Below are 15,912 nucleotides of genomic sequence, written 5' to 3'. Positions count from 1 at the left end.
GGCCACGTCGACCACGGCCGCGATGTCGAGCACCACCATGCTGGGGTTGCCCAGGGTCTCGGCAAAAACCGCGCGGGTGTTGGGCCGGATGGCGGCGGCGAAAGCATCGGCATCGGTGGCGTCCACGAAGCTGGTTTCGATACCAAATTTCTTGAGATTGACGGCCAGCATGGTGACACTGCCGCCGTAGAGCGCACCGGCGGCCACCACATGGTCGCCCGCCTGCAGGATGGTCATGAGCGCCAGCGCCTCGGCCGCCATGCCGCTGGCGCAGGCCACCGCCGCGCGGCCATTTTCGAGCGCGGCCACGCGTTCTTCCAGCGCCGCCACGGTGGGGTTGGACAGGCGCGAGTACACGTTGCCAAAGGTCTGCAGGTTGAACAGACTGGCCGCGTGCTCGGCGCTGTCGAAGACGAAGCTGGTCGTCTGGTAGATCGGCAAGGCACGCGCACCGGTGGCGGCGTCGGGGATCTGGCCGGCGTGGATGGCGAGGGTTTCGGGCTGGAAGCGGCGGTCGGCCATGGTGTGCGGTGGGTGGTTCAGACAGGACGTTGGGCCGAGATCACACGCGTGTTCACGCCCACCCAGTTCAGACCGCCAAACAGGCGTGCGTGTTCGATCTTCACGCAGCGGTCCATGATGGACAACAACCCGGCCTGGCGCGCCATCTGGTCGGCTTCGGCGCTCTTCACACCGAGTTGTTGCCACAAAGTCTTGGCGCCGATGGCCACCGCACTGCGCGCGATATCGGGCACATCGGCCTCTTTGCGGAACACATCGACCATGTCAACCGGGAAGGGAATGTCTTCGAGGCGCGCATAGCAGGTCTGGCCCAGTATCTCGGCGTAACGCGGGTTGACCGGCACCACGCGGTAGCCATGCTGCTGCAGGTATTTGGCACAAAAATGGCTGGGCCGGTGCCACTCGGCGGAAAGACCGACCACGGCAATGGTGCGGTCCTGGCGCAGAATGCGCCGCAAGCTGGCGATGTCGTCGTGCATGATGGGTGTGCCTTGCCGTGTCTGGATCGGTGCGTGCTGGGGCACCACGTTATCAGATCGGGGCCCCATGCACAGTCGGGCCGCACGGCAAAACCGCAGGCGCTATCGCATTTCGTGCCCACCCGTTCGAACGTGTGGCCGATGCACTGCGCCCCGGTGTGGGTTACGGCGTGGCCGGCACGGTGGGGCGCCGAGGTCTTCACAATCGGCGGCACAGCCTTGGCTGGCGGCCAGCCGCCAGCCAACGAACCTTTCCTACACCGGACCCCACATGACCGATCTCTCCCAACCCAACACCGTGCCCGCTTTGCTCGACGCCCTCCAGTGGCGCTACGCCACCAAAAAAATGGACCCAGCCAAAGCCGTGCCCCAAGACAAGGTGGAGCGCATCCTGGAAGCGGCCCGCCTGGCGCCCACCTCCAGCGGTCTGCAGCCTTACGAGATCGTTGTGGTCACCAGCAAAGCCGTGCGCGAGCAGATCCAGCCCATCGCCTGGAACCAGGCGCAGATCACCGAAGGCTCGCACCTGCTGGTGTTCGCGGCCTGGGACAACTACACGCCCGAGCGCATCAACCACATGTTCGACTTGACCAACGCGCAGCGCGGCGGCACCAACGAAGGCTGGGAAGCCTACCGCCAGAAGCTGCTGGCCGGTTACCCACCGCGCCCGGCGGAAGAAAACTTCCAGCACGCGGCCCGCCAGGCCTACATCGGTCTGGGTGCTGCGCTGATCGCTGCCGCCTTCGAAGAAGTCGACAGCACGCCCATGGAAGGTTTTGACCCCAAGGCGCTGGACGAAATTCTGAAGCTGCGCGAGCGTGGCCTGCGCAGCGTGGCGATTCTGCCGCTGGGTTACCGCGAAGACGGCAAAGACTGGCTGCAAAATCTGAAAAAGGTGCGCCGTCCGCGTGAGCAGTTCATCACCGAAGTCTGAAGTCCAGGCCCCGGCGCCGATCCGGGGCATCCCCGCATCCACCGCTAAAGCGGTGGGGCGGCAGAGCCGTGCCCGCCATGCCGGGTCAACGTCATGAAATGGCGTCTGGACCACCCGGAGGTGCGCGCGGGCATACGCGACATGGCGGCGGTTGCGCCCGGCATTTCGGCCTGGGGGGTGATGACCGGCGTGGCGATGGTGAAGTCGGGCCTGAGCGTGCCCGAAGTGCTGCTGATGGCCACGGCGGTCTTTGCCGGCAGTTCGCAACTGGCGGCTATTCCCCTGCTGGCGGCGGGCGCACCCATGTGGGTGGTGCTGGCCACGGCGTTTTGCGTCAACCTGCGCTTTGTGGTTTTCAGCATCCACCTGCGCCCGTACGTGATGCACCACGGCTTTTGGCGCCGCCTGTTCCAAGGCTATTTGATGGCCGACGTGAACTACGTGACCTTCACCCAGCGATTTCCCACGCCCGCCACCGACGCCGCGGGCATACACGCACAAGACACCTATTGGATGGCCAATGGCCTGACCGGCTGGAGCAGCTGGGTCGCGTCCAGCCTCCTGGGCGTGGCGCTGGGCAACTCCGTGCCCGAAGCTTGGGGCCTGGGCTTTGCCGGCATTCTGGCCTTGGTGGGCATCATGTATTCGCTGGTCACCACGCGGCTGCGTCTGGTTTCGGCCGGTGTGGCGGGCGCGGCAGCAGTGGCCAGTCTGGCCCTGCCCTTCAAGTTGAACATCCTGGTGGCGATTGCCGCTGCCGTGGCCGCCTGCCTGATGGTGGAGAGTTCGGCCGCCGCCCGCCGGGCCAGCTCGCGGCCCTAGAAGGCAACACAGCATGGGCGACACCGACATCTGGACCGTGGTGACCATCGTGGGCATGGCGCTGATCACCGTGCTCACGCGTTCTTTCTTCTTCTTGTCGAGCAAACCCTGGACCATGCCGGCCTGGGTGCAACGCGGCCTGCAGTTCGCGCCGGTGGCCGCGATCGCCGCCGTGGTGCTGCCCGAGATCGTGACCACCCAGGGCCACCTGATCACCACCTGGCAAGACGCCCGGCTGTTCGGCCTGCTGGCCGGAACGGCGTGGTTCTATAGGCGCCGTGGCGTGCTCGGCACCATTTTGGCGGGCATGGCGGTGTACCTGCCGCTGCACCTGGGCCTGGGCTGGTAGACCGCCTCGGCGCAGCACCGGCGGGCTATTTGGCCATGCCACCTAGGCGCGCCAGGTGCACCTCGTGCAAGGTGATCTTGCGCACCTCGGCCTGGCTGGTCTCGATGTGTGCGCGCAACAGCATGGCGGCCTGATCGCCGCGCTTGGAGCGGATCGCTTTCAGAATTTTGGCGTGTTCGTCGTAGGTGGCGTCGATGCGCGCCGACTTGGTGAAGTCCAGCCTGCGGATGATGCGGATGCGGTCGGTCACGTCCTTGTGCACGCGGGCCATCTCGGCATTGCCTGCGGCTTCGACCAGGCTGCAGTGAAACGCCTCGTCCCATCGGCCCACCTGCTCACCATCGGTGCTGCGCTCGGCCACCGGCACCAGCCAGATCTGCACCAGCTGGTCGAGCAAGACCCGGTCCACCCGCTCGCCATCGGCGCACAGGCGCTGCGCGGCGGTGGTCTCGAGCACCATGCGCAGGTCGTAAAGCTGTTCGAACTTGTCGAAATCGAAGGGCTGCACGCGCCAGCCGCTGCGAAACAAGACTTTGACGTAGCCCTCTTGCTGCAAGCGCACCAGCGCCTGGCGCACCGGCGTGCGCGAGACGGTCAGGCGCTCACACAATTCGTTCTCGGTGAAGCGGTCGCCCGGCACCAGGCTGAAGGTCGCGATGTCGCGCTTGAGCTGCTCGTAGACTTCGTCGGCGCGCGACAAGCGCACGGGCGCTGGCAGGGATCGCGGGGAACTGTGGGTGGTGGTGTGCACGTCGCAAACTGTATCAGCGTTGACCCGATTCGGGCGTGTCCAGGGCCTGCAGCAAGGCGGCACTGAATGCGGTCCAGCCCACGATGGCGCCTTGCGCGCGCAGCATCTCCACGGCGCTGGTTTTGAAGGCGGGAAAGTAGCTTTCGGTGCAATCTTCCAGCAGCAGGCAGTCGTAGCCCCGGTCGTTGGCTTCGCGCATGCTGGTCTGCACACAGACCTCGGTGGTCACCCCCATGAACAGCAAGTGGGTGATGCCGTTTTGGGCCAGCAGCGCCTGGAGTGGCGTGGCGTAAAAAGCGCCCTTGCCGGGTTTGTCGATCACGATCTCGCCCGCAACGGGCGCCAGCGCGTCGATGATCTGGTTGCCCGGCTCGCCCGCCACCAGGATGCGGCCCATGGGCCCCACATCGCCGATGCGCAGACGGGGATTGCCACGCAGGCGTTTCGCCGGCGGGCAGTCCGACAGATCGGCCGCATGCGCTTCGCGCGTGTGCACCACCATGCCACCCGCCTGGCGCCAGGCGGCCAAAACGGTTTGGCAGCTGGGCACGATGGCCGCGAGCAGCGACACGTCGTTGCCCAGCGTCTCGCCAAAGCCACCGGGTTCGATGAAATCGCGTTGCATGTCGATGATGACCAGCGCGGTGTGGTCCATCTGGAACGCGTACGGAAAGGGTTGGGCGGGGATCAGCATGGGCATGTTGGTATGAAGAGGATGTTCGTCCAAGAACACCGTGGAACCGCCCTTCGACAAGCTCAGGACGGGCCGCTGGTGTTGTCCACTGGGGGGTGACGCCGCAGGCGGCACGGGGGTGCTCATTGCTAGTGCCCCCCGCCCATGTGCGCGCCGATCACGTGGCGCTCGGCACCGGCGGCGGGCGTTTCGTGCACGATGCGCCCTTCGCTCATGACCACGATGCGGTCGGCCAGTTCCAGCAGTTCGTCCAGGTCTTCGCTGATGAGCAGCACGGCGCCGCCGCGCTCACGCACCAGGTGGATACGGCCATGGATTTCCTTCACCGCGGCAAAGTCCAGGCCGAACACCGGGTTGGCCGCGATCAACACATTGATGTCGCCGGCCAGTTCGCGCGCCAACACGGCGCGTTGCACATTGCCGCCTGAGAGGCTGCGGATCGGCGCGTTCTCGCCCTGGGTCTTGATGCCGTAGGCCGCTATCCACTGGCGTGCCCGGCTGCGCCAGGCACCAAAGCGCAGCCAACCACCCGTGCGTGCCGATGTGGCCAGCGGTGGCAGGTCGAAGTCGCGCAAGGCCATGTTCTCGGCCACGCTCAGATCGCCCACGCAGGCGTTGCGCAGCGGCTCTTCGGGCAGGCTGCGCAGCTTCAGGCGCCGGTTCTCTTCGCGCCGTGCGGCATAGGGTTCGCCCATCACGCGCACCGTGCCACCGAGGCGCGCGCGCTGGCCCACCAGGCCTTCGACCAGTTCGCGCTGACCGTTGCCCGACACGCCGGCCACGCCCAGGATTTCGCCCGCCGCCACGTGCAGGCTCAAGCCGCGCACGGCCAGGGTGCCGCGGTCGCCTTGTATCCGCAAGTCGCTCACCGCCAACGAGGGCCCGCTCTGGGCGTTTTGGCTGGACGGCGCTGCGGCCACGGGTGGCGAAGCCACGCTGTCGGGATCGGGCGTGCCCGCCTCGGCACCACCCACCATGGCCTGCGCCAGGCTTTGCGGGTCGTTCTCGGCGACGCGGCCGTGGTGCACCGCCCGACCCCGGCGCAGCACGGTGACGTTGTCGGCGTAAGCCATGACTTCGCGGAACTTGTGCGTGATGATGAGCACGGTGCAGCGCCCGCTGCGCGCAAAGTCGCGCACATGGCCCAGCACCTCGTCGGCTTCCTGCGGCGTGAGCACCGAGGTGGGTTCGTCCAGGATCAGCAGGCGCGGGCGCAGGTACAGCTGCTTCAGCAACTCCAGCTTCTGCTTCTCGCCGGCGGCCAATGCGGCGGGCGTGGCATCCAGGTCGAGCTGGAACGGCGTGGTGTCCAGAAACGCCTGCAGTTCCGCGCGCTGGCGCGTCCAGTCGATCAGCGCCGGTGTCTTGCCGCCCGCGAGCAACAGGTTTTCGGCCACCGTCATGCCGGGCGCCAGCGTGAAGTGCTGGTACACCATGCCAATGCCCAGGGCCCGCGCCACCACCGGGTTGGCAATGTCTTGCTCGCGCCCGTCGATCAGGATGCTGCCGGTGGTGGGGCGCTGGAAACCGGCCACGCACTTCACCAGCGTGCTCTTGCCCGCGCCGTTCTCGCCCAGCAGCGCGTGCACCGTGCCCGGCGCCACCTGCATGCTGACCTGGTGTAGCGCGGTGAAGCTGCCAAAACGCATGCCCATCTGGTAGGTGTCCAGCGCCAACGCGCCCGAGCCCGCTGGCAGGCCGCCGATGGGTTGGGTGTCACGCATGTCCCGGCCTCCATTGCGAAGCCATGCAGCGCAGTTGCAAAGCCCCATCCGGAGCGAAGGGTAACGAGCCAGGAATACCGTGGCCCCGGCTTGGCCGGTCCACAGGTACCGCCCCCTCGAGGGGGTCGCGCGCAGCGCGGCGGGGGTGTTTCATGACACCGCTTCCAGCACCGCACCGGAGCTGGCATGGGCACCGAACACGCCGCCTTGCATGGTGATCATCTTGAGCGCGGCGGCGTGGTTGCCCGGGTCGGTGGCGGCGGTGCAGTCCGACAGCAGCAGGCATTCAAAACCCCGGTCGTTGGCGTCGCGCATGGTGGTGTGCACGCACACGTCGGTGGTGATGCCGGCCAGGATCAGGTTTTGAATGGCGCGCGTGTGCAGCACCATCTCCAGGTCGGTCGCATAAAACGAGCCCTTGCCAGGTTTGTCGATCACCACCTCGCCGGGCAGGGGCGCGAGTTCGGGAATGATTTCCCAACCCGGTTCGCCCCGCACCAGGATGCGGCCACACGGCCCGTCGTCGCCAATGCCCACGCCGCCGGTGCCGATCTGCTGCGAGCGCCAGCGTTTGTTCGCCGGCAGATCGGACAGATCGGGCCGGTGGCCTTCGCGGGTGTGCATCACGGTGTAGCCGCCATTGCGCATGGCGGCCATCAGGATTTTGAGCGGCTCGATCGGTGCGCGCGTGAGCGAGATGTCGTATCCCATCTGGTCCACGTAACCACCGGCGCCGCAGAAATCGGTCTGCATGTCGATCACGATCAGCGCGGTGTTCTCGGGGCGCAAGTCCCCATTCCAGGGCCAGGCGTAGGGGTTGGCTGGGATGTGGCGTGTCATGGTGTGCGGCGGCGCGGTCAGGCCGCTTTCTGGGTGGGCAAAGACGGCGCATCGGGCGCCAGCGGATGGGCCTCGGGACCCTTGTAGCGGCGCGTGGGCGGCGCAAAACCGCACGGCGTGCCGTCGGTCACCTGCACCGTCCAGGGCAGCCGGTAGGTGCCGGCCGCCATGTCGTGCATGTAGGTGTAGGGGCAGTCTTGTGCGCCACCCTGCACCGCCACATAGCCCCGGTGGTAGAGCTGGTAGATGTTGTTCTCCACGCCCCAGCCGCTGCGGGCTTCGCGCACCAGATCGGGCCGCAGTTCGGCGGTGATGATTTCGTCCACCCGGCCACCACCCTGCACCATGACCGTGCCGTCGAAGTGGCAGAACATGCCCTCGCCCATGGAGTCAAAGGTACCGTCGCTGCCGCACAGGCACACGCTGGCGGTGTAGGCCAGGTTCTGGAAGGCATTGGCCTGGTTGGTGATCTGCCAGGCGTGGCGAATGGGTGCGGTGTAGCCAGCCGTGCGCAAGATGATCTCGGCGCCTTTGTACGCCGCCTCGCGCGCCATTTCGGGGAACATGCCGTCGTGGCAGATGATGAGCGAGAGCTTGCTGCCGTTGGGGCCGTCGCACACCGGCACGCCCAGGTTGCCCGGTTCCCAGGGCTCCACCGGCACCCAGGGATGCAGCTTGCGGTAGTAGAGGCGTACGGCGCCGGTGTCGTCGATGATCAGCCCGCTGTTGTAGGGGTTGCCGCCGGGGTTGGCTTCCATGATGGAGAAGCAGCCCCAGATGCGGTTGGCCGTGCACGCTTGCTGGAAGGCCGCGACCTCGGGCCCGTCGAGCGTGCACATGATGGCCGGGTTGGTGTCCATGCTCAGGCCGTGCAGCGAGTATTCGGGGAACACCACCAGATCCATGTTGCCCTGGTTGCGCCGGGCCTTGGCCACGAGCTCGCAGATGCGCTGGGTCTGTGCCGCCAGGTCGGCCGGGGTGACGACCGTGGGCAACTGCAGTTGCACCAGGCCCACCACCACGCCGTGCGCCGATTTGTTGAGTCCGCCCAATCCACTCATGAAGATGTCCTTGTCACTTCGTCGATGAAAGTTCGCCCGGGCTGCCTTGCACCACGCTGCCGGGTTTGCAGGTGGCAACCAGAATGACCAGGGTGAGCACATAGGGCACGGTGTTGAACAGGTGGTAGCCCCAGCCAATGCCCACCGACTGCAAGGCCGGGCCGATGGCGCCCGCACCACCGAACAAGGCCGCCGCACCGATGCAGCGCAGCGGGCTCCAGCGCGCAAAAATCACCAGCGCCACGGCGATCAGCCCTTGCCCGCTGGAGATCCCTTCGTTCCAGCTGCCGGGGTAGAACAAGGTGAGCGATGCACCGCCCAGACCGGCGATGGCGCCACCCACCGCCGTGGCCGCCATGCGGATGCCGGGCACCGAATAGCCCAGCGCGCGCGCGGCGTGGGCCGAGTCGCCCGCCAGGCGCACCAGCAGACCGGTGCGGGTGCGCGCAAAGCCCCACCACAGCAACACCGCCAGCGCCAGGCCCAGCGGCAACAGCGCGTTGATGCGCAAGGCCGAACGCACGGCTGGCAGGCTGCTCCATTCGCCCAGCGCAATGGCCGGAATCTGCGGCGCCTGCGGCTGGATCAAGGCCTTGCCAAAGTAGAACGCCAGGCCGGTGCCCAGCAACATGAGCGCGATGCCGGTGGCGACGTCGTTCACGCGCGGCAGCGAGCACAGCGCGCCGTGCAGGCCGGCCAGCAAGGCCCCCACCCCGGCGGCCGCGAGCACGCCGATCCAGGCCGATCCGCTGAGGTAGGCCGCACCAAACGCCGCCATGGCCGACAACACCAGCACGCCCTCCAGCCCCAGGTTGATGCGGCCCGATTTTTCGGTCAGGCACTCGCCCAGACTGACGAACAAAAACGGCACACCCACGCGCAAGGCGCCGCCCAGGATCGCCGCCACAAAAGAAATGAAGAGGTCGGTGGTCATGCGGTTTTGTCCTGGAGGGCGGGTGGTGCATCGGGTGGTGGCCCGCTGCGCGAGAGCCGCGCCGCCAAGGCCTTCCAGTCCACGTCGCGCAAAGCTTCACTGGCCAGGATCAGCACAAAAGCCATGCCCTGCAACACCATCACCGAGGCGTCGGGCAGGCCCAGTCGGCGTTGCAGCAAACTGCCGGCCGCACCAAAGCCACCGAACAGAATCGCCACCGGCACGATGGCCACCGGGTGGTGCCGCGCGATGAAGGCCACCAGAATCCCGGCGTAGCCATAACCCGCCACCAAAGAGGCGTTGGCGTTGGTGTGCACCGCCGCCACCTCCACCGCACCGGCCAGGCCGGCACAGGCGCCACCCAGGGCGCAGGCCAGCAGAATCAAACGCGAGGCGGGCAAGCCCACCAACTGGGCGGCGCGCGGGTTGCCGCCCACCACCCGGACCGAAAAGCCCGATGCGGTGCGGCGCAGCCACACACCCAGCAGCACACAAGCCAGCACCCCCAGCACCAGGCCCCAGTGGATGTCGGAGCCCGCGATGCCGCCGATGCGCATGCCCTCGGACAGCGCCAGGGTCGAGGGCTTGTTCAGGCTGGCCGGATCGCGCAACGGGCCTTCCACCGCGTGCTTGAAGAAACCAATGGCCACATAGGCCAGCAGCAGGCTGCTGATGGTTTCGTTGATGCCGCGGTACTGGCGCAACCAGCCCGCGAGCACGACCCACAGCGCGCCGGCCACGGCACCGGCCAGGCAGACCAGCGCCGTGCCCAGCAGGTTGTCGGGCAGCGGCAGCACATAGGGCAATGCAGCGCAACCCAGACCGCCCAGCACCAGCGCGCCTTCGCCGCCGATGATGATCCGCCCCGCGCGGGCCGGGATCGCCACACACAAGGCGGTGAGCATCAGCGGCGCGGCGCGCTGCAAGGTGTTCTGCCAGGAAAACCAGTCACCGAACGCGCCCATGAACAGCAGGCGCCACACGTCCAGCGGGTTCACCCCGGCAAAGGCGGTGAACACCCCAAACAGGGCCAGCGCGGCCACCAGAGCGGCCACGGGCAGGGCGATGTCATTGAACGTGTTTTTCATGGGGTATATCGATCACCGTTCGCCCTGATCCTGTCGAAGGGCTTCGACAAGCTCAGCCCGAACGGTGTATTCGGCGAAGGGCAAACCGAGCATTTCCTCAGATGGAGCCGATCACGCCTTCGACCAGGTAGTTCATGCCTTCGAGCTTGAGGTCGGTCTGCTTGAGCGTGGTGCCGGCGGCGATCACCACCTGGCCTTTGTTGTCCTTCAGCGGCCCTTTGAAGATGTCGAAACTGCCCGTCATCATCTTGGCCTTGATGGCATCGGCGTCTTTCTTGGCGGCGGCGGTCACGGCCGGTCCGTAGGCCGAGGTTTTGACGTAACCGTCCTTCAGGCCGCCGCGCAGGAAGTTGGGGTGCGGCTTGCCGGACTTGGCGGCTTCAACGATGGTCTTGTAGGCCGTGAGCCAGTTCCATTCGGCGCCCGTGAGGTAGGCCTGGGGTGCCAGCTTGGCCTGGCTGGCGTGGTAGCCGCATACCATCTTGCCGCGCTTGGCCGCCGTCTCCACGATCACCTTGGGGCCGTCCACGTGCATGGTGAACACGTCCACCCCCTGATCGGCCAGGCTGTTGGTGGCCTCGGCTTCTTTCACCGCCATGGACCAGTCGCCGGTGAAGATCACGCTGCAGGTGATGCCGGGCTTGACCGAGCGCGCGCCCATCAAAAAGGCGTTGATGTTGCGCAGCACCTGCGGAATGGGCTTGGCGGCCACGAAACCGATCTTGCCGCTCTGGCTCATATGCCCGGCGATGACGCCGTTGAGGTACTGGCACTCGTCGATGTAGCCAAAGAAGCTGCCCACGTTCTTCGGGTGTTTGCCCTCGGTCCACAAGCCGCCACAGTGGCCAAAGCGCACCTCGGGGTGCTTGGCCGCCATGGCCAGGATGTGGGGATCGAAGTAACCGTAGGAGGTGGGGATGAGCAGCGAAGCGCCGTCTTGCGCGATCATGCCGCCCATCGATTTTTGCACCGCTGCGGTCTCGGGCACGTTCTCCTCCTCGACCACCTGGATGCCCGGCATCTTCTTGAGTTCGGCAGCGGCTTCGGCCTGGGCCTGGTTGTAGCCAAAGTCGTCGCGCGGGCCAACGTAGATCACGCCCACGGTGAGCGGCTTTTGCGCAAAGGCCAGCGGGCTGAGGCTGGCCACACCCAGGGCGGCCAGGGACTTGAGGGAATCGCGGCGGTTGAAAGACAGTGGGTTCATGGGCTTCTCCGTTGGGGTTAAAGAGGACTAGCAGGATTCGTGCGCGGGTTCATGCCAGCGGGGGCGGGCCCGCCAGCAAACTCACCTGGGCGGCCACCACGCGCCAGCCCAGGGGCGTGCGCAACCAGGTCTGGCTTTGGCGACCGGTCTTGTCGCTGCCCAGGCGCTGGAATTCGGTGTTGGCGGTGGCGAAGTCGCGGCCATAGGTGGTGATGACGGTGTGCGAGAGTTCGCGCTCCAGGCCTTGTGCGGCGCGCGCGGCACGAAAGGCCCGGATGGCTTCATAGCCGTACAGGTTTTCCGTCGCGCCGTAGCGCAGGGTCAAGGGGCTGTCCCAGAACAGCTCGTCGAGCACGGCCACGTCGTTGCCGACCAGGGCGCGCTCGTAGCGCCGGAACGCCGCCGTGACTTCGGCCACCACGGGCGGGCTGTTGATGTCCAGGGCGTTGTTCATGGCGTTCATAAAGCGGGTAGCTGGATCTGGGCCAGACCGGATTGCTGCAGCAGCAGGGCGGCGCGCAGGGCCAGGTCTTCGCGCCAGGGCGCGGCAATGACCTGCACGCCCAGCGGCATGCCCTGCGTGCCGTCGGGCCACATGGGGGCGGCCACCACGGGGCAGCCGGCGAAAGAAATCGGTTGGGTGAGCAGTCCCATCGACGGGCGGCAGGGCTGCTGCTGGCCATTGATGTCCAGCCATTCGGTGCCGATGGCGGGCGCGCTCACCGGCGTGGCGGGCGCCAGCAACACGTCCCAGTGCTGGAACAGCGCACGGACCTGGTCGCGGTAGACCCGGCGAAAACGTTGCGCGCGCAGGTACCAGGCCGCCGGCTGCAAGGCCCCGGCGATGAAGCGGTCCACCGACAGCGGTTCAAAATCTTCAGCCCGGGTGCGCAAGTCTTCCAGGTGCAAGGCGCCGCCTTCGCTTGCACTGACGATGAAGGCGGCGGCGCGCGCCAGCGCCGGGTGCGGCCAGTCCACCACCTCGCTCGCGCCCAGCGCACGCGCGGCCGCCTGCACCACGGCGCGCGCCGGTGGTGTGGCGTTGTCGTGGAAGTAGCCACCGAGCACGGCGATGCGCAAGCCCTCCACGCCCCGGGTCAGGGTCGGCATGGTGGGTTCGATGCGCTGCGCGTGGCAACCGGGGTCCAGCCGATCCGGGCCTTGCAAGGCGTCGTAGGCCAGTGCCAGACCTTCCAGCGAATCGGCGAACGGGCCCAGGTGGTCGATGCTGTGCACAAAGGGGTAGCTGCCGCGCCGCGACAAGCGGCCAAACGTGGGTTTGAGCCCCCACACGCCGCACAGCGAAGCCGGCACGCGGATCGAACCATTGGTGTCCGAACCCAGCGCCAGCGGCACCTGGCCCGCCGCCACCGCCGCACCCGATCCACCCGAAGAACCACCCGCGATGCGGCTCAGATCGTGCGGGTTGTGGCAAGCGCCGTAATGGCTGTTTTCGGTGGTGAAGCCATAGGCGTATTCGTCCATGTTGAGCGAACCCACCAGCACCGCACCAGCGGCTTGCATGCGCTGCACCAGAAAAGCGTCGCTGCCCGCAGCGGCCTGGTCGCGCTGGATTTTCGAGCCGGCCAATGTGGTTTCACCCGCGATGTCGAACAGGTTCTTCACCGCGTAGGGCACACCCGCCAGCGGCGGCAGCGCTTCGCCGCGTGCGCGCATCGCGTCCACCGCAGCGGCCTCGGCGCGGGCTCTGGCGTAGCTCTTTCCCGTGAAGGCATTGACGCGGTCGTCGGTGGCTTCGATGCGCGCGACATGGACCTCCAGCACCTCGGCGGCGCTGGCGTCGCCCACGGCGATGGCGCGTGCGAGGTCGGCGGTGCGCGGCATCATGGCGCTACCGTCCCGGCCTGCGGCCCGTGGGGGCGAAAAATTTCCGCCAGCTCGTCGTGCGGCTCCATCGGGAACCGTTCCAGCAATTCAGCCATGGCCGCCGTGCGCTGCAAGTGGCCGGCCACGCGCTCGGCTTGTGCCGCGCTCAAGGGCAGCTGCAACGCGGCGGCACTCGCCAGCACATAGGCCTGGGTTTCGTCGGGGTTCATCGCCGCACCTCGCGCTGAAAGACCTCCAGGCTGCGTTTTTTGGCAGCGATGAAACTGGACTCGGACAGCGTGTCCACCGTGCGCGGCCGTGCGTCGCCATAGGGCAGTATTTCCGCCACCCGGGTCGGCCGCTTGGTCAGCAGCAGCACCTGGTCGGCCAGGTACACGGCTTCTTCGAGGTCGTGCGAGACCAGCAGCATGGTGGTGCCGGTCTGCATGAACACCTCTTGCAGCTTTTCGCGGATGAACAGCGTCATCTCGAAGTCCAGCGCCGAAAAGGGTTCGTCGAGAAACAGCACCTCGGGCTTGTTGGCCAGCGCCCGCATGATGGACGCGGTCTGCTGCTGCCCGCCCGACAGTTCGTAGGGGTAGCGGTTGAGATCGAACTTGACGTCGAACGAAGCCACCAGTTCGGCCATGCGCCGGTCCACCTCGGCCTTGCTCTTGCCTTCGAGCTTGAGCGGGTAGGCGATGTTGTCGATGGTGCGCATCCACGGGAACATGGCCTCGCGGTAGTTCTGGAACACGTAACCGATCTTGGTGTCCTTGAGGCTCTTGCCATCGAACAGGATCTCGCCGCGGTCGATGGGCACCAGGCCCGCGATCATGTTGATCAACGTGCTCTTGCCACAACCATTCGGGCCGAACACCGACACGATCTGGTGCTTGGGAATGTCGAGGTCGAAGTTCTCGTACAGCGGCCAGCCCGCGAAGTACTTGGTCAGGCCGCGGATGGTGATGTGGGTGCCCACCGGGCCGGGCACGAACACCGGGGCGGGCACGTCCGCGAAAACAGGGGGGTTCAACACTACAGTCATGGCGTGGTCTCGCGGTGTGAGTGGCGGGGGACACCGTGGAACCGGCTCTGCCGGGCCACTGGTGTCGCCCCCTGGGGGGAGGCGGCCACAGGCCGCTTCGGGGGGGTTGTCATTACCTTCCGCTCCAGTGCACGATCTTGCGTTCCAGCACCAGGAACAGGATGTTGAGGGCGTAGCCCAGGGCGCCCGCTGCGAGGATGGAGGCGTACATGTCCTTCACGTTCATCACCTGTTGCGAATTGATGATGCGGTTGCCCAGGCCGCTGTCGGCGCCGATGAACATCTCGGCCACGATCACGATCACCAGCGCCATGGAGACCGCCGAGCGCAGGCCCACAAAGCTGGGCTGCAGGCTCTCCCACACCAGCACGTCCTTGAAGATCTGCCAGCGCGAAGCTCCCATCACCTTGGCCGCCATGACGCGCTGCTTGCGCGCATTGATGACACCGTAGGCGCTGTTGAACACCACGATGAGCAGCGCACCAAAGGCCGCAATCGCCACCTTGTTGACGTCGGACACACCGAAGATCATCAGGAACAGTGGGATCAAGGCCGACGAGGGCGTGGAGCGGAAGAAATCAATCAAAAATTCCACGCTGCGGTAGGCGCGCTCGTTGCTGCCCAGCAGCACACCCAGGGGCATGCCGATGGCGGCGGCGATCACGAAGGCTTGCAGCGTGCGCCACACGGTGACCGCAAAGTCTTGCAACAGCGGCCCGCCCGCCAAGCCCTTCACCAGCGCGCCCATGGCGTCCAACGGCGGGGGCAAGAGAATGGCTTTGATGAAGCCGGCGCGCACCGCCAGGTCCCACAAAATGAACAGCACCACCGGCCCGATGAAGGGCAGAAAGCGCTCCCACTGCGGAGCCTTGGGCGGTGCCACGGAAGCATTGGCCGCAGGCGGCACCCAGGGCGCGGCTTTCGCCGGGGTGGGCCTCGGCGTGGGTGCAGCCTTGTCGTGCACGGCGGCAAGGGGTGTGGCGGCGGCCATCCGACTCAGCCCTTGTAGAGCATGCTGTCGACCACCAGGCGCTTGGAGAACACGCCCTTCTCGGTGAACAGGTCAAAGAACTTCTGGAAGTGCGCCACGTCGGCCGGGGTGAATTCGTTGTACATGGTGTAGGCGGCCAGCGGCACTTCGCTGGTGAGTGCTCCTTCGATGGCGGTGTAGTTCTTGAGGAACTGGCGCGCCTCGCTCGACTTGCTGCGCACATAGGCCACGCCCTTGCCATAAGCGGCGACGAACTTCTTGGCTTCTTCGGGGTGCTGTTTGATGAAGCTGGCCGTGAGCGAGGCCGAGCCGCCGAACCACGGAGCCATCGGGTCGCCCAGCACGTAGCGGGCGATCACACCGGTCTCCAGCGTGCGGGTGGTGCCGTTGAGGCGGCCGATGGTGCCCGTGGGCTCCAGGGTGTAGGCGCCATCGATCTGGCCGGCGGCCAGGGCGGCCACATGTTGACCAATGGGCAGCTCAACCACCGTGGCGCCGACGGCTCCGCCGCGCTCCAGCACGGTCTTGGCCAGGGTCACGTTCTGGATGCCGGGGCCGCTGGCAATGCGCTTGCCCTTCAGGTCGGCCATGGTCTTGGCCGTGCTGGCGGCGGGCACGATGACCACGTCGAGCACGTTCTTGGC

At 66.6% G+C, this 15,912-nt stretch carries 19 protein-coding genes; 3 read left to right on the top strand and 16 right to left on the bottom strand.

The features are described from left to right. Both ABYB95_RS05185 and ABYB95_RS05180 read right to left on the bottom strand, forming a co-directional pair. On the bottom strand, positions 1–522 hold a 522-nt coding region (locus ABYB95_RS05185; protein WP_372657389.1), incomplete at its 3' end, for a PLP-dependent transferase. A gap of 17 nt (positions 523–539) precedes the next feature. Further along, the gene (locus tag ABYB95_RS05180) at positions 540–1,001 is read right to left on the bottom strand and encodes a CoA-binding protein (protein ID WP_372657390.1); all 462 of its coding nucleotides are present in this window, start codon (positions 999–1,001) and stop codon (positions 540–542) included. Between the two features lie 271 nt (positions 1,002–1,272). On the opposite strand from ABYB95_RS05180, the gene ABYB95_RS05175 reads away from it, so the two are divergent. The 3 genes from ABYB95_RS05175 to ABYB95_RS05165 all read left to right on the top strand — a co-directional run bounded on the left by ABYB95_RS05175 (position 1,273) and on the right by ABYB95_RS05165 (position 3,106). Beyond that, positions 1,273–1,935 carry a nitroreductase family protein gene (locus ABYB95_RS05175; protein ID WP_372657387.1) on the top strand — a complete coding sequence of 221 codons (663 nt, stop codon included), beginning with the start codon at positions 1,273–1,275 and terminating at the stop codon, positions 1,933–1,935. 93 nt (positions 1,936–2,028) lie between these two features. Beyond that, on the top strand, positions 2,029–2,757 hold the full coding sequence (locus ABYB95_RS05170) for an AzlC family ABC transporter permease (RefSeq protein ID WP_372657386.1): 729 nt from the start codon (positions 2,029–2,031) through the stop codon (positions 2,755–2,757). Between the two features lie 13 nt (positions 2,758–2,770). Further along, positions 2,771–3,106 carry an AzlD domain-containing protein gene (locus tag ABYB95_RS05165; RefSeq protein ID WP_372657385.1) on the top strand — a complete coding sequence of 112 codons (336 nt, stop codon included), beginning with the start codon at positions 2,771–2,773 and terminating at the stop codon, positions 3,104–3,106. 25 nt (positions 3,107–3,131) lie between these two features. Here ABYB95_RS05165 and ABYB95_RS05160 read toward each other — a convergent pair whose 3' ends face one another. The 14 genes from ABYB95_RS05160 to ABYB95_RS05095 all read right to left on the bottom strand — a co-directional run. Next, positions 3,132–3,857: a GntR family transcriptional regulator gene (locus tag ABYB95_RS05160; protein WP_372657383.1), complete on the bottom strand. Its 726-nt coding sequence runs from the start codon at positions 3,855–3,857 to the stop codon at positions 3,132–3,134. A gap of 13 nt (positions 3,858–3,870) precedes the next feature. After that, the gene (locus ABYB95_RS05155) at positions 3,871–4,551 is read right to left on the bottom strand and encodes a cysteine hydrolase family protein (RefSeq protein ID WP_372657382.1); all 681 of its coding nucleotides are present in this window, start codon (positions 4,549–4,551) and stop codon (positions 3,871–3,873) included. 128 nt (positions 4,552–4,679) lie between these two features. Further along, positions 4,680–6,275, bottom strand: a complete 1,596-nt coding sequence (locus ABYB95_RS05150; RefSeq protein WP_372657381.1) for an ABC transporter ATP-binding protein — start codon at positions 6,273–6,275, stop codon at positions 4,680–4,682. Positions 6,276–6,425: 150 nt separating this feature from the next. Continuing rightward, positions 6,426–7,115, bottom strand: a complete 690-nt coding sequence (locus ABYB95_RS05145; protein ID WP_372657380.1) for a cysteine hydrolase family protein — start codon at positions 7,113–7,115, stop codon at positions 6,426–6,428. A gap of 17 nt (positions 7,116–7,132) precedes the next feature. Then, positions 7,133–8,176: a formamidase gene (locus ABYB95_RS05140; RefSeq protein WP_372657379.1), complete on the bottom strand. Its 1,044-nt coding sequence runs from the start codon at positions 8,174–8,176 to the stop codon at positions 7,133–7,135. A 13-nt stretch (positions 8,177–8,189) separates the two neighbouring features. Next, a complete protein-coding gene (locus tag ABYB95_RS05135; protein WP_372657378.1) occupies positions 8,190–9,110 on the bottom strand; it encodes an ABC transporter permease in 921 nt (306 codons plus the stop codon). After that, on the bottom strand, positions 9,107–10,198 hold the full coding sequence (locus ABYB95_RS05130) for an ABC transporter permease (protein ID WP_372657377.1): 1,092 nt from the start codon (positions 10,196–10,198) through the stop codon (positions 9,107–9,109). Before ABYB95_RS05130 ends, ABYB95_RS05135 begins: the two co-directional genes overlap by 4 nt. 97 nt (positions 10,199–10,295) lie before the next feature. Beyond that, positions 10,296–11,402, bottom strand: a complete 1,107-nt coding sequence (locus ABYB95_RS05125) for a BMP family ABC transporter substrate-binding protein (protein ID WP_372657376.1) — start codon at positions 11,400–11,402, stop codon at positions 10,296–10,298. Positions 11,403–11,451: 49 nt separating this feature from the next. Continuing rightward, the gene (gene hpxZ / locus ABYB95_RS05120) at positions 11,452–11,856 is read right to left on the bottom strand and encodes an oxalurate catabolism protein HpxZ (RefSeq protein ID WP_372657375.1); all 405 of its coding nucleotides are present in this window, start codon (positions 11,854–11,856) and stop codon (positions 11,452–11,454) included. 5 nt (positions 11,857–11,861) lie between these two features. Beyond that, positions 11,862–13,250: an AtzE family amidohydrolase gene (locus tag ABYB95_RS05115; protein WP_372657374.1), complete on the bottom strand. Its 1,389-nt coding sequence runs from the start codon at positions 13,248–13,250 to the stop codon at positions 11,862–11,864. Further along, entirely contained in the window at positions 13,247–13,459 is a 213-nt protein-coding gene (locus ABYB95_RS05110; RefSeq protein WP_372657373.1) for a DUF4089 domain-containing protein, read from the bottom strand. The genes ABYB95_RS05115 and ABYB95_RS05110 overlap by 4 nt, the downstream gene beginning before the upstream one ends. After that, positions 13,456–14,277, bottom strand: a complete 822-nt coding sequence (locus ABYB95_RS05105; protein WP_372657372.1) for an ABC transporter ATP-binding protein — start codon at positions 14,275–14,277, stop codon at positions 13,456–13,458. Before ABYB95_RS05105 ends, ABYB95_RS05110 begins: the two co-directional genes overlap by 4 nt. A gap of 112 nt (positions 14,278–14,389) precedes the next feature. Beyond that, on the bottom strand, positions 14,390–15,268 hold the full coding sequence (locus ABYB95_RS05100) for an ABC transporter permease subunit (RefSeq protein WP_372657371.1): 879 nt from the start codon (positions 15,266–15,268) through the stop codon (positions 14,390–14,392). A gap of 5 nt (positions 15,269–15,273) precedes the next feature. Beyond that, positions 15,274–15,912 (bottom strand): ABC transporter substrate-binding protein (locus tag ABYB95_RS05095; protein ID WP_372657370.1); only part of this gene is annotated, 639 nt, incomplete at its 5' end.

Origin of the sequence: Hydrogenophaga sp. (genome assembly GCF_041633695.1) — a bacterium.
Taxonomy (GTDB): Bacteria; Pseudomonadota; Gammaproteobacteria; order Burkholderiales; family Burkholderiaceae_C; genus Hydrogenophaga.
Note: the sequence above shows the minus strand (reverse complement) of the source record. Positions and strands in the feature narration are given on the sequence as shown.